This window comes from Streptomyces wedmorensis, from assembly GCF_000716445.1.
In the GTDB taxonomy this organism is placed as follows: Bacteria; Actinomycetota; Actinomycetes; order Streptomycetales; family Streptomycetaceae; genus Streptomyces; species Streptomyces wedmorensis.
Map to the genome: position 1 here is coordinate 172,085 of NZ_JNWK01000017.1, position 17,890 is coordinate 189,974.

The following is a 17,890-nucleotide window of genomic DNA, read 5'->3' on the forward strand; positions in this document are numbered from 1 at the left end:
GGTTTCTTCGTTGCTCAAGAGTCCCCCCACGAGACCTGAAGCGCGGATTCCGTCATCCGCGCACCCAGCTGACACGCGAGGGACGCAGGGGGTTGCAGCGCCGCGCATTACAGTTCGGCATATGGCGAAGAAGCTCGTGATCAAGGTGACCGCAGGGGCCGACGCCCCCGAACGCTGCTCGCAGGCCTTCACGGTGGCCGCCGTCGCCGTCGCGAGCGGCGTGGAGGTCTCGCTCTGGCTGACCGGCGAGTCGTCGTGGTTCGCGCTGCCGGGCCGGGCGGCGGAGTTCGAGCTTCCGCACGCCGCGCCGCTGCCGGACCTGATCGAGTCGATCCTCGCGGCCGGCCGCGTCACCCTCTGCACCCAGTGCGCCGCCCGCCGGGAGATCACGGAGGAGGACGTCCTGGACGGCGTCCGCATCGCCGGCGCGCAGGTCTTCGTCCAGGAAGCGATGTCCGACGAGACCCAGGCCCTCGTCTACTAGCCCCGACGCACCCCTCGCACCGCTCGGCCCCAAGGGGCCTCACAGGCTTCGCGCCGCTGCGCCGGACTCCGTCCACCGACAGTGACCGGCGGCCCGCTTACCGCTCCCGGCGCTTCTTGCCGTCCAGCTCGTCCCACCACTCATCGGACTGAGGATCACCCGAGGGGTCGTCCCACCAGCGGACCCATCCCCCGACGCACCCCTCGCACCGCTCGGCCCCAAGGGGCCTCACAGGCTTCGCGCCGCTGCGCCGGACTCCGTCCACCGACGGCGACCGGCGGCCCACTTACGGCTCCCGGCGCTTCTTGCCGTCCAGCTCGTCCCACCACTCATCGGACTGAGGGTCACCCGAGGGGTCGTCCCACCAGCGGTCTTCGGGGCCGCGGCGGTTGGCGACCATGGCGGCGACGGGTGGGATGACCATGGCGACGACGCACATGCCGATGGCGACGGGCATCGAGAAGAGGCGCACGACGGCCCAGGCGCCCACGAAGAGGGCCAGGCAGGCGCCCATCATCCAGAAGTAGACGTGACGGCGGCGTGCGTACACACATTCAGGGTACGGCGAGGCGCCCGTCATCGACGGCCGGAGGCCGGCGCGACGGCCCGAAGTCTGCGGGACCCCCTGGGGCCGGGCAGCGCGAGGGGCCGTGGGAAAAAGAGGACCGGAGGGCCGTGCCTCTAGTCCTGGAAATGGCGTCCAACCCCCCAGGAGGCACGGCCCTCCGGCCGTAGGTGAGGCTGCGGACCACGCGGACCCCGACGGGCGGAGCCCGTGGTGGCGTGCCGAAGCCTGTGAGGCGCCCCCGGCGCCGAGCGGTGCGAGGGGCGCGTCAGGAATCAGACCGCGATGGCGACCTCGGCGAGGCCACCCTTCTGGGCGACGACCTGGCGGTCGGCGGTGCCGCCGGGAACCAGGGCGCGGACGGTCCAGGTGCCCTCGGCCGCGTAGAAGCGGAACTGTCCGGTGGCGGAGGTCGGGACCTCGGCCGTGAACTCGCCGGTCGAGTCCAGGAGGCGGACGTAACCGGTGACGGGCTCGCCGTCCTTGGTCACGAAGCCCTGGATGGTGGTCTCACCGGGCTTGATCGTCGAGGCGTCGGGGCCGCCGGGCTGCGCTCCACACATGATGTTCTGTCCTTACGGTCGAGGGGTCCGGAGGGGAGGAGGGTCCGGGGACTTACTTGTTGGCGCCGAGCTCGATCGGCACGCCGACGAGGGAGCCGTACTCGGTCCACGAGCCGTCGTAGTTCTTGACGTTCGTGACCTCGAGCAGCTCGTGCAGGACGAACCAGGTCAGCGCGGAGCGCTCGCCGATGCGGCAGTAGGCGATGGTGTCCTTCGCCAGATCGACCTGCTCGGCCTCGTAGAGGGCCTTGAGCTCGTCGTCCGACTTGAAGGTGCCGTCGTCGTTGGCGTTCTTCGACCACGGGATGTTGCGGGCGCTCGGCACGTGGCCGGGGCGCTGCGACTGCTCCTGCGGGAGGTGCGCCGGGGCGAGCAGCTTGCCGGAGAACTCGTCGGGCGAGCGGACGTCGACCAGGTTCTGGGCGCCGATCGCGGCCACGACGTCGTCGCGGAAGGCGCGGATCGAGGAGTCCTGGGCCTTGGCCTTGTACTCGGTGGCCGGGCGGGACGGGACCTCGGAGCCGTCGACCAGGTCACGGGAGTCGAGCTCCCACTTCTTGCGGCCGCCGTCGAGGAGCTTCACGTCCTGGTGGCCGTACAGCTTGAAGTACCAGTAGGCGTAGGAGGCGAACCAGTTGTTGTTGCCGCCGTAGAGGACGACCGTGGTGTCGTTGCCGATGCCCTTGGCCGAGAGGAGCTTCTCGAAGCCCTCCTGGTCGATGAAGTCGCGGCGGACCGGGTCCTGGAGGTCCTGGGTCCAGTCGATCCGGATGGCGTTGCGGATGTGGTTCTTCTCGTAGGCCGAGGTGTCCTCGTCGACCTCGACGAGGGCGACCTGCGGGTTGTCGAGGTTGGCCTCGACCCAGTCCGCGTCGACCAGTACGTCGCTGCGAGCCATGCTGTTCTCCTCCGGGGCAGTGTGCGGCGGTGTGGTGCGGGTAGTGCGTGTGTGTGGTGCGGTACGCGTCGTCGCGTGGCGTACGGACTGCGGACGTGCGTACGGCTTGCACAGGGCGGCCCTGACCGCGGTGGGAGGGCCTGAGGAATACGGGAGTGGCGAGTCCCGCTCAGACGGAACGACAGAGCATGGCGGCGACGCGGCACAGGTCTACTGCCCGCCGCTTCGTGAGATCCGCCTGTCGCTTCATGCCCTCGATCGTAGGGACGGACAGGCGGCCGTGTCACCGGCGTGTCGTATTTTGAGACACGATCGTCCGAGATTCAAGACACAACTACCGTGCGGAGGGGCTCCGAACGCCTCCGTACCCGACTGTCCGCTTCCCCTTCTGCGGATCGGACGAAGGCGTCTCAGCATGTGGCCTGGGGGGTGTCTTGCCGCTCAGACCGGGCAGGCCGGAGCGGCAAGACACCCCCCAGGTGCCGCGGACGGGTTTCAGCCCGCGAGGACGATGTCCTTGCCGGCCACCATGACGGCGAGGCCGTCCGGGCGGGGCTCGACCTTCTCGACCTTCATGCCGGCGATCATGCCGATCGGGCGCTCGAAGTCGGTGCGGGCGCGGACCACTTCCTCGACGCCCGGGATGCCCTCGCCGGGCACCTCGTCGGCACGGACCCGGATCGTGCCGCCGTCGACGACGGTCACGGTGGAGACGACCGTACGGGTCAGGGTGCGGCCCAGGATCTTCACGCCGCCGGTCACCTTCACCTTGCCGTTGCCGCCGTAGGCGACGGTGGCGCCCTGGTCGGCCGCGGCGGCGGTGAGGTCCGCGTACGAGATGAGGGCGGTGCCGGTCGCGGAGCCGGCCTTCGCGCCCGCCCAGTCGCCGGTGACGGTCACGTCCCGCAGGACGGCGGTCAGTTCGCCGACCCGGATGCGCTTGCTGCCCGCCGTCGCCTGCACGCCGGTCGCCGTCACGTCGACCTGGTCGAACCGCTTGTCGGCGACCTGGGTGAGGAAGGGGAAGCCCTTGATGTCGACCTCGATCGACTCGCTGCTCGCGGCCGAGAGCTTCACCCGGCTCGACGCCTCCGACTCGGCGTAGGCCACGGCCAGCCGGTCGATCCCGACGAGGACCCCGCCCAGCACGACGGCCACGATCAGCAGAATCCGCAGTGCTCGCATGGGATGTGCGTCCCCCCGGTAGAAGACTTCGGCGTGTGAAGGCCTTCGACGGCGGAGGCCTTCGGTGGGAAAGTGTTCGGCCCCCCGACACGAAGATCGACGTGTCGGGGGGCCGGTTGGTTCCCGGGGCCGGTGCTGGCCCGGACGGGACGGGCTCAGGCCAGGGCGCGGCCGAGCAGGTAGACGGCGGGGGCGGCGGCCGTGAGCGGCAGCGCGACGCCCGCGGTCATGTGGACGAACCGGGACGGGTAGTCGTAGCTCGCCACCCGCAGGCCGATCAGCGCGCAGACGCCGGCACCGAGGCCGAGCAGCGCGCCCGAGGTGCCCAGGTCCGTGAGGCCGCCGGCCGCGACTCCGGCGCCCGCCGCCGCGAGCAGCGCGGCGATCGGCGAGACCGGGCCGGGCAGCGGCAGCGCCCGGGCGAGGACGGCGGCGGCGACGGCGGCCCCGCCGACGACCACCGCGTCGGGCTCGGCGCCGAGGTGCCCGGTGGCGACGACGGTCAGCGCGGCGGAGGCGATCGTGGCCATCAGGCCGTACATCCGCTCGTCCGGGTCCGCGTGGCTGCGCAGCTGGAGGACCAGGCAGAGCAGCACCCAGACGCCGAGCGTGCCCAGGATCGCGGGGGCCGCGTGCTCCCGGCCGGTGGCGAGCAGTGCGGCGTCCGCGACGAGACCGCCCGCGAACGCGAGGGCGATGCCCTGCCGGGCCGGCCACATGCCGTTGAGCCGGAACCAGCCGGCGGCGGTCAGCGCCTGGAGCAGGACCAGCGGGACGAGGAGCCCGTACGAGCCGAGGGCGGCGCCGCCGGCGAGCAGCAGGCCGAGGACGGCGGTCAGCGCGGCCGGCTGCATGCCGGGGTCGATGATCGGCGACCGGCCTTCGGCCCTGGCCCGCTGGGCGTCGGTGATCCGGGTGTTCCCGGAGGTGGTGGGCGAGGAGTACGCGGGGCCCGCCGCTTCCGCGGCCTGCGCCACGGGAGCGGGCACGGACACCGGCACCGGGGCGGGCGCCGGGGCGGCGGCCGCGGCCTGCTGCTGCGCGGCGTGGTGACCGACGTGGTCGCCGGCCCGGTGACCGGCCTGGTGACCCGCGAGGTGACCGGCCTGGTCGACGGCCTGGTCCGCGTACACCGGGTGCTGCCCGTACGGCTGCTGGTACGGCTGCTCGGCCGGCTGCGGGTACGGCTGCCCGTACGGCTGCTGCTGGTACGCCGTCTCCGGCGTCCCGTAGGGCGCGGCGGCACGCGCGGCCTGGATCTGGTCGTGCGAGACGGCCGGCTGGTACGTGGTGTCCCAGGTCTGGCCCTCCCACGTCTGCGTGACGTCGGCCGGGGGCTGCTGACCGTCCTGCCGCCCGTTCGCGTACGGGTCGTACTGCTGCCCGCCGTAGTAGTGGTCGTTGCTCATGCTCTGGGGTTCACCCTCCTGCGAACGGGGGGAGCACCTCGACCGTGCCGCCCTCGGCAAGCCGTACCGTCTCATGGCTCCGGGTCCCGACGGGGTCGCCGTCGACCAGGAACGAGCACCGGAGGAGGACCTGCGTCAGCTCGCCCGGGTGCTTCGCGCGGGCCGCGTCGAGGGCCTCCGCCAGGTGCTCGGCGGCGTACGGCTCCTCTGCGACACCGGCGGCGGCCTTGGCCGCGGCCCAGTAGCGGATGGTTCCCGCTGCCATAGCGGCGCTCCCTTCGTTCGTGTGCGCGCCGCTCCCCATGATGGGCTATGCGCGCGTGAGCCAGTCCCCGAGCCGGGCGAGCAGCTCGTCGTCCGCCGCGTTCTCCGCGTGCCCCATGCCGCGCTCCAGCCAGAGCTCCGCGTCCCCCGCGCCGGCCAGCATCCGCGGGTGGTCGAGCGGGAAGTACGGGTCCCGGTCGCCGTGCACGACCAGGAGCGGGGTCGGCGCGATCAGCGGCACCGCCTCCACCGGAGACAGGGGTACGGGGTCCCAGGCGCGCCGCTCGATCCGGGTGCGGAACCCGTAGCGGCCGACGAGGCGGCCCGCGGGCCGGGTGACCACCCAGTGGAGGCGGCGCATCGGGGCCGTGCCCCGGTAGTACCAGCGGGCGGGCGCGGAGACGGAGGCGACGGCGTCCGCCCGCGCGTCCGCGCCCCGCTCCAGGGCGGCGTGGCGCAGGGCGACCGACCCGCCCATGGAGAAGCCGACCGTCGCCACGCGCGCGTGGCCGAGCTCACGGGCCCAGCGGACGGCGGTGGACAGGTCGAGGACCTCGCGGTCGCCGACCGTGGACAGGCCGCCGGAGCCGCCGTGCCCGCGGAAGGAGAAGGTGACGACGGACGCGCCGCGCTCCGCGAAGGCACGGGCGGCGCGCCGGACGGCGGGCCGGTCGGCCGAGCCGGTGAACCCGTGGGCGACGACGACCGCCGTACCGGTGACCTCCGAATCGGTGACACTTGCCTCGGAGGGTTCGTAAACCGCCTCGATCCGGACACCGTCATCGGTACGCAACATCGCACGCCGAGGCATCGCACGGTGGACGGAAGTGAGCGAGGAAACATCCACAATGTGAAATCGGCCCTCTGTCCCGGAACTCATGTGGGCTATTCTGCTTGCCAGAGGATCCGGGCAACGCAGCCCCCGGGTCCTTTTGTGTTTTCCGACCGTTGTTACGGACGGATGAACAAAAGCTCTCAGGGCGCGAGAGCCGCACGTGAGCACACATAGACGTCCTCGCAGGGACCGAGGAGGAACCGACGTCATGGACGAGCGAACGACGCACTACCGACCGACGACCCGGGTAGGTGGGGAGCGATGAGCTCACTACTGCTCCTGACCAACGCCCTCCAGCCGTCGACCGAGGTGCTCCCCGCACTCGGCCTGCTGCTGCACAACGTCCGGGTCGCCCCGGCCGAGGGCCCCGCCCTCGTGGACACCCCCGGCGCGGACGTGATCCTCGTCGACGGCCGGCGCGACCTCCCGCAGGTGCGCTCGCTCTGCCAGCTGCTGCGGTCCACCGGACCCGGCTGTCCGCTGATCCTCGTCGTGACGGAGGGCGGCCTCGCGGCCGTCACCGCCGACTGGGGCATCGACGACGTCCTCCTCGACACCGCGGGGCCCGCCGAGGTCGAGGCACGCCTCCGGCTCGCGATGGGCCGCCAGCAGATCGTCGCCGACGACTCCCCGATGGAGATCCGCAACGGCGACCTGTCGGTCGACGAGGCGACGTACAGCGCGAAACTCAAGGGCCGGGTCCTGGACCTGACCTTCAAGGAGTTCGAGCTCCTCAAGTACCTGGCGCAGCACCCCGGCCGGGTCTTCACGCGTGCCCAGCTCCTCCAGGAGGTGTGGGGGTACGACTACTTCGGCGGCACCCGGACGGTCGACGTCCACGTCCGGCGGCTGCGGGCCAAGCTGGGCCCGGAGCACGAGTCGCTGATCGGCACCGTCCGCAACGTCGGCTACCGCTTCGTCACCCCGGAGAAGGTCGAGCGGGCCGCCGAGGAGGCGCGCGCCAAGGAAGGGGCCCGGGCGGGCACGCGGGTCAAGGACGCCACGGGGGATGTCACCCCCTTGGAGGACACGAACGTGGCGGATGCCACAGTGCGACCTGCCGGTAGGTAGGTCCCCCCGCGTAGACTTCCGCGCGTGGCCAAGGTGACGCGGGATGACGTAGCTCGACTGGCAGGTACTTCGACCGCGGTCGTGAGCTACGTCATCAACAACGGACCCAGGCCGGTCGCCCCGGCCACGCGCGAGCGTGTCCTCGCCGCCATCAAGGAGCTGGGCTACCGCCCCGACCGGGTGGCCCAGGCGATGGCGTCCCGGCGCACGGACCTCATAGGCATGATCGTCCCGGACGCGCGGCAGCCGTTCTTCGCCGAGCTGGCGCACGCGGTCGAGCAGGCCGCCGCCGAGCGCGGGAAGATGGTCCTCGTCGGCAACTCCGACTACCGCACCGAGCGCGAGATCCACTACCTGCGCGCCTTCCTCGGGATGCGGGTCTCCGGTCTGATCCTGGTCAGCCAGGGCATGAGCGAGCAGGCCGCGAGCGAGATCGAGGCCTGGGACGCGCGCGTGGTGCTGCTGCACGAGCGGCCCGAGGCGATCGACGACGTCGCCGTCGTGACGGACGACATCGAGGGCGCCCAGCTCGCCACCCGGCACCTCCTGGAGCACGGTCACCCGTACGTGGCGTGCCTCGGCGGCGTCCCGAACACCCCGGCCGTCGGCGACCCGGTCGCCGACCACGTCGAGGGCTGGCGGCGCGCCATGCAGGAGGCCGGCCTGTCGACCGAGGACCGGCTCTTCGAAGCCCCGTACAACCGCTACGACGCCTACCAGGTCGCCCTCAAGCTGCTCGCAGGCCCGGACAGGCCGCCGGCCATCTTCTGCTCCACGGACGACCAGGCCTTCGGTGTCCTGCGGGCCGCCCGCGAGCTGCGCATCGAGGTGCCGACGGAGCTGGCGGTCGCGGGCTTCGACGACGTGAAGGAGGCGGCGCTCACCGATCCGCCGCTGACCACCGTCGCCTCGGACCGGCCGGCGATGGCGCGGGCCGCCGTGGACCTCGTCCTCGACGACTCCCTCCGCGTCGCGGGCTCCCGTCGCGAGCGGGTGAAGCTCTTCCCCTCCGCGCTGGTGGTGCGCCGCTCCTGCGGCTGTCACGAGTAGCGGCGGGGCCGGGCCCGGACGGGCGGCCACCCCGGCGGTCTTTATATCGGGCATACAGGGTTCTGTCGGGCTTCTCAGCCGGTCCTCAGACGGCTCTCATGTACGGCTCCGAAAGTCATTGCATGACGGACTTCCAGGAGCAGCAGCCGCAGCAGCCCTACTACCCGCCGAGGCCGCCGTACGACCCGACGACGCCGATCACCACCGAGCCGGGCACCACGATCTGGCCGTCCGGCGGACACGTACCGCCGCCGCCCGTGGAGCCGCCGGTGGCGGTCGCGGCGGCCCCCGCCCCGGGCGCCCGCCGCCGTGCCAAGCGCGGGGTCGGACTCATGGCGGCCGTGGCCATCGCGGCCGCGGCGATCGGCGGCGGCACGGCGACGCTCGTCCAGCAGCTCACCGCCGACACCCCGGCCACGGCCTCCTCGGCGGTGAACGGCACCACCGTCTCCGCGGGCAGCAAGGGCACGGTCGCCGGGGTCGCGGCGGCCGTCTCCCCGGCCATCGTCGAGATCTCGGCGAGCTCGAACGCGGGCCAGTCCACCGGCTCGGGCGTGATCATCACCTCCGACGGCGAGATCGTCACCAACAACCACGTCATCTCGGGCGCCTCCTCGATCAGCGTGCGGCTCAGCGACGGCAAGACCTACCGGGCCGCCGTCGTCGGCACCGACCCCGACAAGGACCTGGCGCTCATCAAGCTCCAGGGCGCGTCGGGCCTCAGGACGGCGACGCTCGGCGACTCGTCCGAGGTGAAGGTCGGCGAGGAGGTCGTGGCGATCGGCTCCCCCGAGGGCCTGACCGGGACCGTCACCAGCGGCATCGTCTCCGCCCTCGACAGGGACGTGACGGTCGCCAAGGACGACGACGGCGGCCAGGACCGGCAGCAGCAGTACGACCCGCGGCAGGGCTGGCCCTTCGAGTTCGGCGGACAGCAGTTCAACGGCGACACCGGTTCGTCGAAGACGACGTACAAGGCGATCCAGACCGACGCCTCGCTCAACCCGGGGAATTCCGGCGGCGCGCTGATCAATATGAACGGCGAGATCATCGGAATCAATTCGGCCATGTATTCGCCCAGTTCTTCGAGCGGTTCCACCGCCGGAAGCGTCGGCCTCGGATTCGCCATCCCGATCGACACCGTGAAGGCCGATCTCGACAGCCTGCGCGCGGGCGGCGACAACTGACCGCCGAACGGACGGCGTGCGACGCTGATCGCATGACGGGACAGCCCATGACGGGACAGCAGAACGAAGCCGAGCGCATCCTCATCGTCGACGACGAGCCCGCCGTGCGGGAGGCGCTGCGCCGCAGCCTCGCCTTCGAGGGCTACGGGACACAGGTCGCCGTCGACGGCCTCGACGCGCTCGCCCTGATGGAGTCGTACGCCCCCGACCTCGTCGTCCTCGACGTGCAGATGCCCCGCATGGACGGGCTGACCGCGGCCCGCCGCATCAGGGCCTCCGGCTCCACCGTGCCGATCCTCATGCTCACCGCCCGCGACACCGTCGGCGACCGCGTCACCGGGCTCGACGCGGGCGCGGACGACTACCTGGTCAAGCCGTTCGAACTGGACGAGCTGTTCGCCCGGATCCGGGCCCTCCTCCGGCGCAGCTCGTACGCGTCGGCGGCGTCGCCCGGCCCCGCCGACGGCGACGTGCTGGCCTTCGAGGACCTGCGGATGGACCTGAACACCCGCGAGGTGACGCGCGGCGGACGGACCGTGGAGCTCACCCGCACCGAGTTCACCCTCCTGGAGATGTTCCTGGCGCACCCCCGGCAGGTGCTGACCCGCGAGCAGATCCTCAAGGCGGTGTGGGGCTTCGACTTCGAGCCGAGCTCGAACTCGCTGGACGTGTACGTGATGTACCTGCGGCGCAAGACCGAGGCCGGCGGCGAGCCGCGCCTCGTCCACACGGTGCGGGGCGTGGGCTACGCGCTGCGCGGAGGAGGCGGGGAGTGACGGATCCGTCGGCGCGGCGCCCCCGGGCGCTCCGCCCCCTGGCGTGGTTCCGCTCGCGGCCGCTGCGGTCGCGGCTCGCGCTGCTGACCGCGGCCGCCGTGGCGTTCGCGGTGGCGGCCGTGTCGCTGGCCTGCTGGTTCGTGACGCGGGCGCAGCTGGAGGCGGAGATGGACGCCTCGCTGCGCAGCACCCGCCTGGACCCGAACGGCGTGCAGAGCCTGCTCGCGCTGTGCCGGCAGGGCACGACGCCGCCGCCGGTGGCGGGCTCGTACACCGTGCAGGTCATCCTCGCCAACGGCAGCGTCTGCACCTCGGGGAAGGCAGCGATCCCGGCCGGGCCAGGCGACCTCGGGGTGGCCCGGGGGCAGCTGGAGTACGCCCTCCACACGGTGAAGGACGACGCCGGACGCGAGATGCGGGTCTACACCTACCCGCAGGAGGGCCCGATCGGCCTCGCGGTCTCCGTCGCCCGGCCGCTCGCCGAGATCGACAACTCGATGTCCACGCTGCGCTGGGTCCTGCTGCTGGTCTCCGGGATCGGGGTCGTCGGCGCGGGCGCGGCCGGCCTGTGGGTGGCGCGGACCGGCCTGGAGCCGGTGAACCGGCTCACCGGGGCGGTCGAGCACGTGGCGGCGACCGAGGACCTGACGGTCCGCATCCCGGTGGAGGGCGAGGACGAGATCGCCCGGCTGTCCCGCTCGTTCAACGCGATGACGGCGGCGCTCGCCACCTCACGGGACCGGCAGGCGCAGCTCATCGCGGACGCGGGCCACGAACTGCGGACCCCGCTGACCTCGCTGCGGACGAACGTCGAGCTCCTCGCGCGCAGCGAGGAGACCGGCCGGGCGATCCCGCCGGACGACCGGCGGGCCCTGATGGCCTCGGTGAAGGCGCAGATGACGGAGCTGGCCTCGCTGATCGGCGACCTGCAGGAGCTGGCCCGCCCCGACACGGCGCGGCCCGGCCCGCTGGAGGTCGTGCCGCTGCACGGCATCCTCCGCACCGCCCTGGACCGGGCGCGGCTGCGCGGCCCCGAGCTGACCTTCGTCACCGACCTCGCTCCCTGGTACGTGCGGGCGGAGCCGGCCGCGCTCGAACGCGCCCTGGTCAACGTCCTGGACAACGCGGTGAAGTTCTCGCCGCCGCGGGGCGAGGTCGAGGTGTCCCTGATGCGGGGCGAGCTCACGGTCCGCGACCACGGGCCCGGCATCTCCGCCGACGAACTCCCGCACGTCTTCGACCGCTTCTGGCGCTCCCCGTCGGCCCGCAGCCTCCCCGGTTCCGGCCTCGGCCTGTCGATCGTCGCGCGTACGGTGCAGCAGGCCGGCGGCACGGTGGCGCTGGCCCCGGCGGGCGGCGGCGGCACCCTGGTGAGGCTCCGCCTGCCGGGCGCCCCGACGCCGCCGCCCGAGCTGTCAGTTGTGCCGGAGGAGGGCCTCGACGAGGCCTGACCGGGTGTTGGGGTAGTCCATCGGGACGATCCCGAGCCCGGTCCGGCCGGCCATCTCGGAGCCGTCGAGGAAGCCGTGGACCCAGGGGTTGAGCCGGTCGGAGTTCCAGCGGGGCGGGAGGTAGGCGGAGGTGCTCACGAAGTTCACGTAGAGCGGGCCGGGCTGTGCGGCGGCCGTGCGGAAGTGGGCCTGGATCTTCGGGTACTTGGCGTCGGGCAGCGCGTTCCAGTCGTCCTGGACGGAGAAGGCGGGGCCGCCCCACCTCAGCCCGGGCAGCCCGCCGTTGTCGGCGAGCAGCACGACCCGTCCCCGGGCCTCGCCGAGCAGGGGGAGCGTGTCGCCGATGCGGAAGAGGGGGCGCCAGCCGCGCCGGTCGAGGTAGTCGTCGAAGACGGCGCGGAAGGTGGCGTCGGACTCCTGCGAGTACTCCTGCTTGACCCGCATGAGGACGGTCTCGGAGGAGTGGGCTGCGAGGAAGTCCCGGCAGGCGACGAGGACGTCCCCGAACATCATGTTCTGGTAGGAGGCCCCGTGGTGGATCGCGAACGACCCGCCGGTCACCCGGCACCGCACGTCCAGGAAGCGGATGCCGCTGTCCAGTTGCTGGGCGATGGTGGTGTTCTGGCACTCGCTCCAGGCGCCGCCGAACCGGGCTCCCGAGTCGTGTGTCCCGGGGATGGTGAGTCGCCGCAGGTCGGTGGCGTCCCCGTGCCCTCCCATCCACGCGCGCGTGTCCACGGCCGCCGCCGGCGGGGCACTGACCAGCAGGGCGGCTCCGGCGGCTGCCGCCCCCACGAGAAATCGTCGTCGGTCCATGGCACCGCACTATGACAGGTACGCATCAACAAGCACAGACGGGATCACGCCTGAATCCGTACGCGAAAGGGGCGGCGTTCCGCCGAAACGGTCCGCCGCCCCCTCAGGAGCCCGGAAGGGTTACTTCACGACCGTGATCCGGTCCGCGGCCGGCACCTGCAGCGGCGCGGCGGCCGAGGAGTTCTTCGCCAGGTAGGCGTTGAAGACGTCCAGGTCCGAGGCGGCGACCAGCTTGTTCGTGCCGGTGGCCAGCGCACCGAAGCCGTCGCCGCCGCCCGCGAGGAACTCGTTCATCGCGACGCGGTAGGTCTTCGACGGGTCGATCGCCTCGCCGTTCAGCTTGATCGTGCCGTCGACGACGCGGTCCGCGCCCGTCTTGGTCATGTCGAGCGTGTAGGTGAGTCCCTTCGAGATCTGAAGGATCTTGATGCTGTTCAGGTTCGAGCCGCTGACCTGCTGCTTCAGCGCGGTGATCAGGTTCGCGCCGGTCAGGTCGACCACGTTCATCATGTTGGTGAACGGCTGCACCGTGAAGGACTCGCCGTAGGTCACCACACCGTCGCCCTCGGCGCCGGACGCCTTGAAGACCAGGTCGGAGCGGATACCGCCCGGGTTCATCAGGGCCAGCTGCGCGCCGCCCTTGTCCGCCGGGGCCAGACCCTCCAGCTGCGCGTCGGCGATCAGGTCGCCGAGCGGCTTCTCGTACGCCGTGGAGCCGCGGCCGTTGATGTCGGCGGCGATGTAGCCCTGCGGGCGGTTCGCGATCGGGGCGGCGAGCGTGCGCCAGCCCTCGATCAGCTCGGTGAGGTCCGCGGCCTTCGGCACGTCACGCGACACGACGTGGTTGGCCGAGTCCACCGCCGTGCGCACGATGTCCTTGGTGGCGCGGTCGTACGTCAGCGTCGTGTCCGTGTACAGCTTGCCGAACGAGGACGCCGAGGTGACCAGACGCGGCTTGCCGGCCGGGTCCGGGATGCTGCACACGTACGCCTGGTGGGTGTGGCCCGTGACGAACGCGTCGACCTGCGGCGAGACGTTCTTCGCGATGTCGACGATCGCGCCGGAGACGCCGTCACCGTCACCGTCACCGTCACCGTCGCAGTTGTAGTTGTACGAGGCCGAGGCCGGCATGCCGCCCTCGTGGACCAGGGCGACGATGGACTTGACGCCCTTGCGCTCCAGGACCTTCGTGTACTTGTTGATCGTCTCGACCTCGTCGCCGAACTTCAGGCCCTTGACGCCCTCGGCGGTGACGACGTTCGGGGTGCCCTCCAGGGTCACGCCGATGAAGCCGATCCTGACGCCGTCCTTCTCCCAGACGAAGTACGGGTCGAGCAGCGGCTTGCCCGTCTTCTCCTTCGTCACGTTGGCCGCGAGGTACGGGAAGTCGGCCCCCTCGAACTCCTCGCCCTCGACGAAGCAGCCGGCGGTCGGGTGACAGCCGCCGTTCTGCATCCGGGCCAGCTCGACGGCGCCCTCGTCGAACTCGTGGTTGCCCACCGAGGTGACGTCCAGGCCCAGCTGGTTCAGTGCCCCGATGGTCGGCTCGTCGTGGAAGAGCCCGGACAGCAGCGGCGAGGCGCCGATCAGGTCGCCGGCCGCGGCCGTGATGGAGTAACGGTTCCCCTCACGCGCCTGGCGCAGGTGCGTCGCCAGGTACTCGACACCGCCCGCGTCGATCTTCTCGGTCGTCCCGTCCGGCTTCGTCCGGGTCACCTGACCCGACGAACCCGCCGGCGGCTCCAGGGTGCCGTGCAGGTCGTTGAAGGACAGCAGCTGGACGTCGACCATCCGCCCCCATCCCTTGCCGTTCGTCCCCTGCCCGGCGGCGTACGCGTCGCCCGCCGCCCCTGCCGACGGCATCGCGGCGACGAGCGCCCCCACCGTCGCCAGCCCGGCACCAGCGGCCAGAATCCGCCGTACCCTCTTGTTCTTCCTCGGCGTCGCTGCCATCTCTCCCCTAGTCCCCTTGCCCCGATTCGCGGCCTTGATCTACTCCCCCGTTGCGCGAGCAGCCTAGAGTCAACGCGCGTAGCGCAACAGGGGGGAGTGGGTTACAAGACAGTTGCCGATTGCTGACGGGGTGTCGCCGTAGGCTCGGGGGCATGACTTCCGATGCGGCGCCGGCCATCGAACCGGGACGGCAGATCAACACGTATGACGAGCTCACGCCGGAGCAGGTCCAGGACGTACTGGACCTCCTGGAGGCGGCCGACCGTGCCGACGGGGTGCACGCCGTGTCCGAGCAGGGGCGACTGTACCTGCGTCACGGCAGGCGCGAGGGCGTGACCCACTTCCTGCTCACCGTCGGCTCGCACCTCTACGGGTACGCGCAGCTGGAGGAGACGGACCCGATCGAGGCACCGGCCGCCGAGCTCGTGGTGCACCCGTCCCAGCGGGGCCGCGGCCACGGCCGGGCGCTGGGCACCGCGCTGCTCGCCGCCTCCGGCAAGCGGCTGCGCGTCTGGGCGCACGGCGGCAAGTCGGCGGCCCGGCACCTGGCGCAGGTGCTCGGCCTGACGCTCTTCCGCGAGCTGCGCCAGCTGCGGCGGCCGCTGGTGCCGCTCGACATCCCGGAGCCGGTGCTGCCGGAGGGCGTCACCGTCCGCACGTTCACGCCCGGCCAGGACGACGCGGACTGGCTCGCCGTGAACGCCGCCGCGTTCGCGCACCACCCCGAGCAGGGCTCGCTCACCCAGCGGGACCTGGACGACCGGACCGCCGAGCCGTGGTTCGACCCGAAGGGCTTCTTCCTCGCGGAGCGGGACGGGAAGCTGATCGGCTTCCACTGGACGAAGACGCACGCCGAGGAGCAGCTCGGCGAGGTGTACGTGGTCGGCATCCTGCCCGATGCCCAGGGCGGCGGCCTCGGCAAGGCGCTCACGGCGATCGGCCTGCGGCACCTGGCGGCGCAGGGGCTGCCGACGGCGATGCTGTACGTGGACGCGGACAACACGGCGGCGGTCCGGGTCTACGAGGGCATCGGCTTCGCCACGCACGAGGTGGACCTGATGTACCGCACGGAGTCGTAAGTCTCCGATGGAAGGGGGCGGTTGACACCGCCCCCTTCTTTGCACCACCCTTTCACTACTTGATTAGTGAAAGGGTGGTGCAAGGGATCGTGGTCGAGTACCGCATCGACCGGCGCAGTGGCGTCGCCACCTACCTCCAGATCGTCCAGCAGACGAAACAGGCCCTCCGGATGGGCCTCCTGGAGCCCGGCGACCGACTGCCCACCGCACGCGAGGTCGTCGAAGCGACGGCCATCAACCCCAACACGGTCCTCAAGGCCTACCGCGAGCTGGAGCGCGAAGGGCTCGTCGAGGCCCGCCGCGGCCTCGGCACCTTCGTCCGCGCCACGCTCGGCACCGGCCCCGCCGACTCGCCCCTGCGCGGCGAACTCGCCGACTGGGCACGGCGGGCCCGGGCCGAGGGACTCGAGCGGGAGGACGTGGCCGCGCTCTTCACATCCGTACTGAAGGAACACTTCGAGGGGGACGACGCATGACGAGAGACGGCATCGCGCTGGAGGCCGATCTCCTGGGCAAGAAATACGGGGGGCGGGCCCGCGGCTGGGCCCTGCGCGAATGCGACCTCGCCCTTCCCGCGGGCCGGGTCTGCGCCCTCGTCGGCCCCAACGGCGCCGGCAAGTCCACCCTCCTCGCCCTCGCCGCCGGACTGATCCGGCCCACCGAGGGCACCATCGAGGCCCCCGCCCGCGAGCGCCTCGCGTACGTCGCCCAGGACAAGCCGCTCCACCCCCGGCTCACCGTCGCCGACACCCTGCGCATGGGCCGCGAGCTCAACCCCGGGCGCTGGGACGACACCGTCGCCCGGCGGATCGTCGAGGGCGGCGGCTTCTCCTCCGACACCCTCGTACGCGACCTCTCCGGCGGCCAGCGCACCCGCGTCGCCCTCGCGCTCGCCCTCGGCAAGCGCGCCGAACTGCTGCTCCTGGACGAGCCGATGGCCGACCTCGACCCGCTCGCCCGCCACCAGCTGATGGGCCTCCTGATGGCCGACGCGGCCGAACACGGCACCACCGTCGTCATGTCGTCGCACATCCTCACCGAGCTGGAGGGCTCCTGCGACCACCTCGTCCTGCTCCACGGCGGCAAGGTCCGCCTCGAAGGACCCGTCGACGACCTCCTCGCCGCGCACACCCTGCTCACCGGACCGATCGGGGACCTCGCCCCGCACACGGTCGTCGAGTCCCGCACGACGGGCCGACAGCTGACCGCCCTGATCCGCCGCGAGGGCCCGGTCGAAGGCCCGTGGGAGACCTCGGAACCCTCCCTCGAAGACCTCCTCCTCGCCCACCTGCGCACCACCGAAGGAGCCTCGGCATGAGCACGCTCGCCCTGAAGGGCCCCTACTGGGTGACGCTCCGCCAGTACCGGCGCACGCTGTGGCTGGCGGTGGCGGCGGTGGCGGCGTCCCTGGCGGTGATCGGCGGCCTGCGGATCTGGGACGCCCAGACCCCCGACCGCCACCTGGTCGGCGGTGGCCTGGTCCCCGCCGACGAGAACCGCGGCTACGAGACGCTGCGGCTGGCCGTCGAGTCCGGGAGCGCGTACCTGCTCCTCGTGCCGCTCCTCGTCGGCGTCTTCGTCGCGGGCCCGCTCGTCGCCCGCGAGTTCGAGTCGGGGACGTACAAGCTCTCCCTCACCCAGTCGGTCAGCCCGGCGGCCTGGCTCCGCGCCAAGCTCGTCTCGACGACCGCGGTCGCCTTCCTCACCCTGCTCGCCCTCATGGGCGTCTTCCGGATCGGCTGGAGCCGCGTCTCCGACACCTACTACCTCACCTGGGCCGACCGCGGCCCGTACGAGGCCACCGGCATCGTCCTCTTCGCGTACGTCCTCGCGGCCGTCGCCGTCGGCGCGCTCGTCGGCCAGCTGATCCGCCGCACCCTCGTCGCCATGGCCGCCACCGGTCTGGTCATGGGCCTGGTCCTGCTGGTCATGGGCTCGTTCCGCTGGTCCATCCTCTCGGTGAAGACGATCACCGCCCCGGCCGGCCCCACGCTCTGGACGCCGGAGAACGGCCTGGTGATGGACTCGGGGCTCCTCACGGCCTCCGGCGCCCGCTTCGACCAGCTCATCTGCTGGGAGGAGGCGGCGCGCACCCCGGGCACGGACGTCACCGAGGGCCTGTGGGGCAAGGTCGAGGCCCAGTGCCAGGCGCGGCACGGCGCCACCACCCAGTACGTCGACTACCACCCCGAGTCCCACTTCTGGCCCACTCAGCTGATCGAGTCCGGCATCCTCCTCGCCCTCGCCGCCGTCGCGGCCTACGCCGCCTTCCGCGTCCTGCGGGCCCGGCACCGGTAGGAGCGG

At 72.0% G+C, this 17,890-nt stretch carries 20 protein-coding genes and 1 pseudogene; 10 read left to right on the plus strand and 11 right to left on the minus strand.

Features of this window, described 5'->3' with window-relative positions:
• Nucleotides 1–121 precede the first annotated feature (121 nt).
• Entirely contained in the window at nt 122–484 is a 363-nt protein-coding gene (locus OO54_RS16355) for a DsrE family protein (protein ID WP_033203779.1), read from the plus strand.
• A gap of 97 nt (nt 485–581) precedes the next feature.
• On the opposite strand, the pseudogene OO54_RS47405 reads toward OO54_RS16355, so the two are convergent.
• From OO54_RS47405 to OO54_RS16390, 9 genes and pseudogenes are all read right to left on the minus strand, one after another.
• Nucleotides 582–665 (minus strand): annotated as a pseudogene (locus OO54_RS47405) (DUF3099 domain-containing protein); the annotation flags it as partial.
• A 105-nt stretch (nt 666–770) separates the two neighbouring features.
• Nucleotides 771–1,064: a DUF3099 domain-containing protein gene (locus OO54_RS16360; protein ID WP_078905219.1), complete on the minus strand. Its 294-nt coding sequence runs from the start codon at nt 1,062–1,064 to the stop codon at nt 771–773.
• A gap of 260 nt (nt 1,065–1,324) precedes the next feature.
• Nucleotides 1,325–1,612 carry a DUF1416 domain-containing protein gene (locus OO54_RS16365; protein ID WP_017242395.1) on the minus strand — a complete coding sequence of 96 codons (288 nt, stop codon included), beginning with the start codon at nt 1,610–1,612 and terminating at the stop codon, nt 1,325–1,327.
• Nucleotides 1,613–1,664: 52 nt separating this feature from the next.
• Nucleotides 1,665–2,510: a sulfurtransferase gene (locus OO54_RS16370; RefSeq protein WP_017242394.1), complete on the minus strand. Its 846-nt coding sequence runs from the start codon at nt 2,508–2,510 to the stop codon at nt 1,665–1,667.
• A gap of 169 nt (nt 2,511–2,679) precedes the next feature.
• On the minus strand, nt 2,680–2,760 hold the full coding sequence (locus OO54_RS48785; RefSeq protein ID WP_350497993.1) for a putative leader peptide: 81 nt from the start codon (nt 2,758–2,760) through the stop codon (nt 2,680–2,682).
• Nucleotides 2,761–3,005: 245 nt separating this feature from the next.
• Entirely contained in the window at nt 3,006–3,695 is a 690-nt protein-coding gene (locus tag OO54_RS16375; RefSeq protein ID WP_017242392.1) for an LmeA family phospholipid-binding protein, read from the minus strand.
• A 155-nt stretch (nt 3,696–3,850) separates the two neighbouring features.
• Nucleotides 3,851–5,104: a hypothetical protein gene (locus OO54_RS16380; RefSeq protein ID WP_033203783.1), complete on the minus strand. Its 1,254-nt coding sequence runs from the start codon at nt 5,102–5,104 to the stop codon at nt 3,851–3,853.
• A gap of 10 nt (nt 5,105–5,114) precedes the next feature.
• Complete coding sequence (locus OO54_RS16385) at nt 5,115–5,369, minus strand: MoaD/ThiS family protein (RefSeq protein ID WP_033203785.1); 255 nt, start codon at nt 5,367–5,369, stop codon at nt 5,115–5,117.
• Nucleotides 5,370–5,414: 45 nt separating this feature from the next.
• Nucleotides 5,415–6,248, minus strand: coding sequence for an alpha/beta hydrolase (locus OO54_RS16390; RefSeq protein ID WP_200146783.1), 834 nt, complete (start codon nt 6,246–6,248; stop codon nt 5,415–5,417).
• Nucleotides 6,249–6,464: 216 nt separating this feature from the next.
• On the opposite strand from OO54_RS16390, the gene OO54_RS16395 reads away from it, so the two are divergent.
• From OO54_RS16395 to OO54_RS16415, 5 genes are all read left to right on the plus strand, one after another.
• Nucleotides 6,465–7,274, plus strand: a complete 810-nt coding sequence (locus OO54_RS16395) for a response regulator transcription factor (protein ID WP_033203788.1) — start codon at nt 6,465–6,467, stop codon at nt 7,272–7,274.
• 24 nt (nt 7,275–7,298) lie between these two features.
• Nucleotides 7,299–8,324: a LacI family DNA-binding transcriptional regulator gene (locus OO54_RS16400; protein WP_033203789.1), complete on the plus strand. Its 1,026-nt coding sequence runs from the start codon at nt 7,299–7,301 to the stop codon at nt 8,322–8,324.
• Between the two features lie 122 nt (nt 8,325–8,446).
• Nucleotides 8,447–9,511 (plus strand): S1C family serine protease, encoded by a 1,065-nt coding sequence (locus tag OO54_RS16405; RefSeq protein ID WP_033203790.1) that lies wholly within the window; start codon nt 8,447–8,449, stop codon nt 9,509–9,511.
• Between the two features lie 47 nt (nt 9,512–9,558).
• Nucleotides 9,559–10,287: a response regulator transcription factor gene (locus tag OO54_RS16410; protein ID WP_017242385.1), complete on the plus strand. Its 729-nt coding sequence runs from the start codon at nt 9,559–9,561 to the stop codon at nt 10,285–10,287.
• Entirely contained in the window at nt 10,284–11,738 is a 1,455-nt protein-coding gene (locus OO54_RS16415) for a sensor histidine kinase (protein WP_051786984.1), read from the plus strand. Before OO54_RS16410 ends, OO54_RS16415 begins: the two co-directional genes overlap by 4 nt.
• On the opposite strand, the gene OO54_RS16420 is transcribed toward OO54_RS16415, so the two are convergent.
• Nucleotides 11,703–12,554: a phosphatidylinositol-specific phospholipase C gene (locus OO54_RS16420; RefSeq protein ID WP_033203792.1), complete on the minus strand. Its 852-nt coding sequence runs from the start codon at nt 12,552–12,554 to the stop codon at nt 11,703–11,705. The two genes, OO54_RS16415 and OO54_RS16420, sit on opposite strands and share 36 nt — an antisense overlap.
• A 120-nt stretch (nt 12,555–12,674) precedes the next feature.
• Complete coding sequence (locus tag OO54_RS16425; RefSeq protein ID WP_033203794.1) at nt 12,675–14,507, minus strand: bifunctional metallophosphatase/5'-nucleotidase; 1,833 nt, start codon at nt 14,505–14,507, stop codon at nt 12,675–12,677.
• A gap of 152 nt (nt 14,508–14,659) precedes the next feature.
• On the opposite strand from OO54_RS16425, the gene mshD reads away from it, so the two are divergent.
• The 4 genes from mshD to OO54_RS16445 all read left to right on the plus strand — a co-directional run bounded on the left by mshD (nt 14,660) and on the right by OO54_RS16445 (nt 17,884).
• Nucleotides 14,660–15,586 carry a mycothiol synthase gene (mshD, locus tag OO54_RS16430; RefSeq protein ID WP_033203796.1) on the plus strand — a complete coding sequence of 309 codons (927 nt, stop codon included), beginning with the start codon at nt 14,660–14,662 and terminating at the stop codon, nt 15,584–15,586.
• Nucleotides 15,587–15,675: 89 nt separating this feature from the next.
• Nucleotides 15,676–16,062 carry a GntR family transcriptional regulator gene (locus OO54_RS16435; protein WP_033203877.1) on the plus strand — a complete coding sequence of 129 codons (387 nt, stop codon included), beginning with the start codon at nt 15,676–15,678 and terminating at the stop codon, nt 16,060–16,062.
• Nucleotides 16,059–16,904, plus strand: a complete 846-nt coding sequence (locus tag OO54_RS16440) for an ABC transporter ATP-binding protein (RefSeq protein WP_033203798.1) — start codon at nt 16,059–16,061, stop codon at nt 16,902–16,904. The genes OO54_RS16435 and OO54_RS16440 overlap by 4 nt, the downstream gene beginning before the upstream one ends.
• Nucleotides 16,901–17,884 (plus strand): ABC transporter permease, encoded by a 984-nt coding sequence (locus OO54_RS16445; protein WP_033203800.1) that lies wholly within the window; start codon nt 16,901–16,903, stop codon nt 17,882–17,884. The genes OO54_RS16440 and OO54_RS16445 overlap by 4 nt, the downstream gene beginning before the upstream one ends.
• The last annotated feature ends 6 nt before the right edge of the window (nt 17,885–17,890 follow it).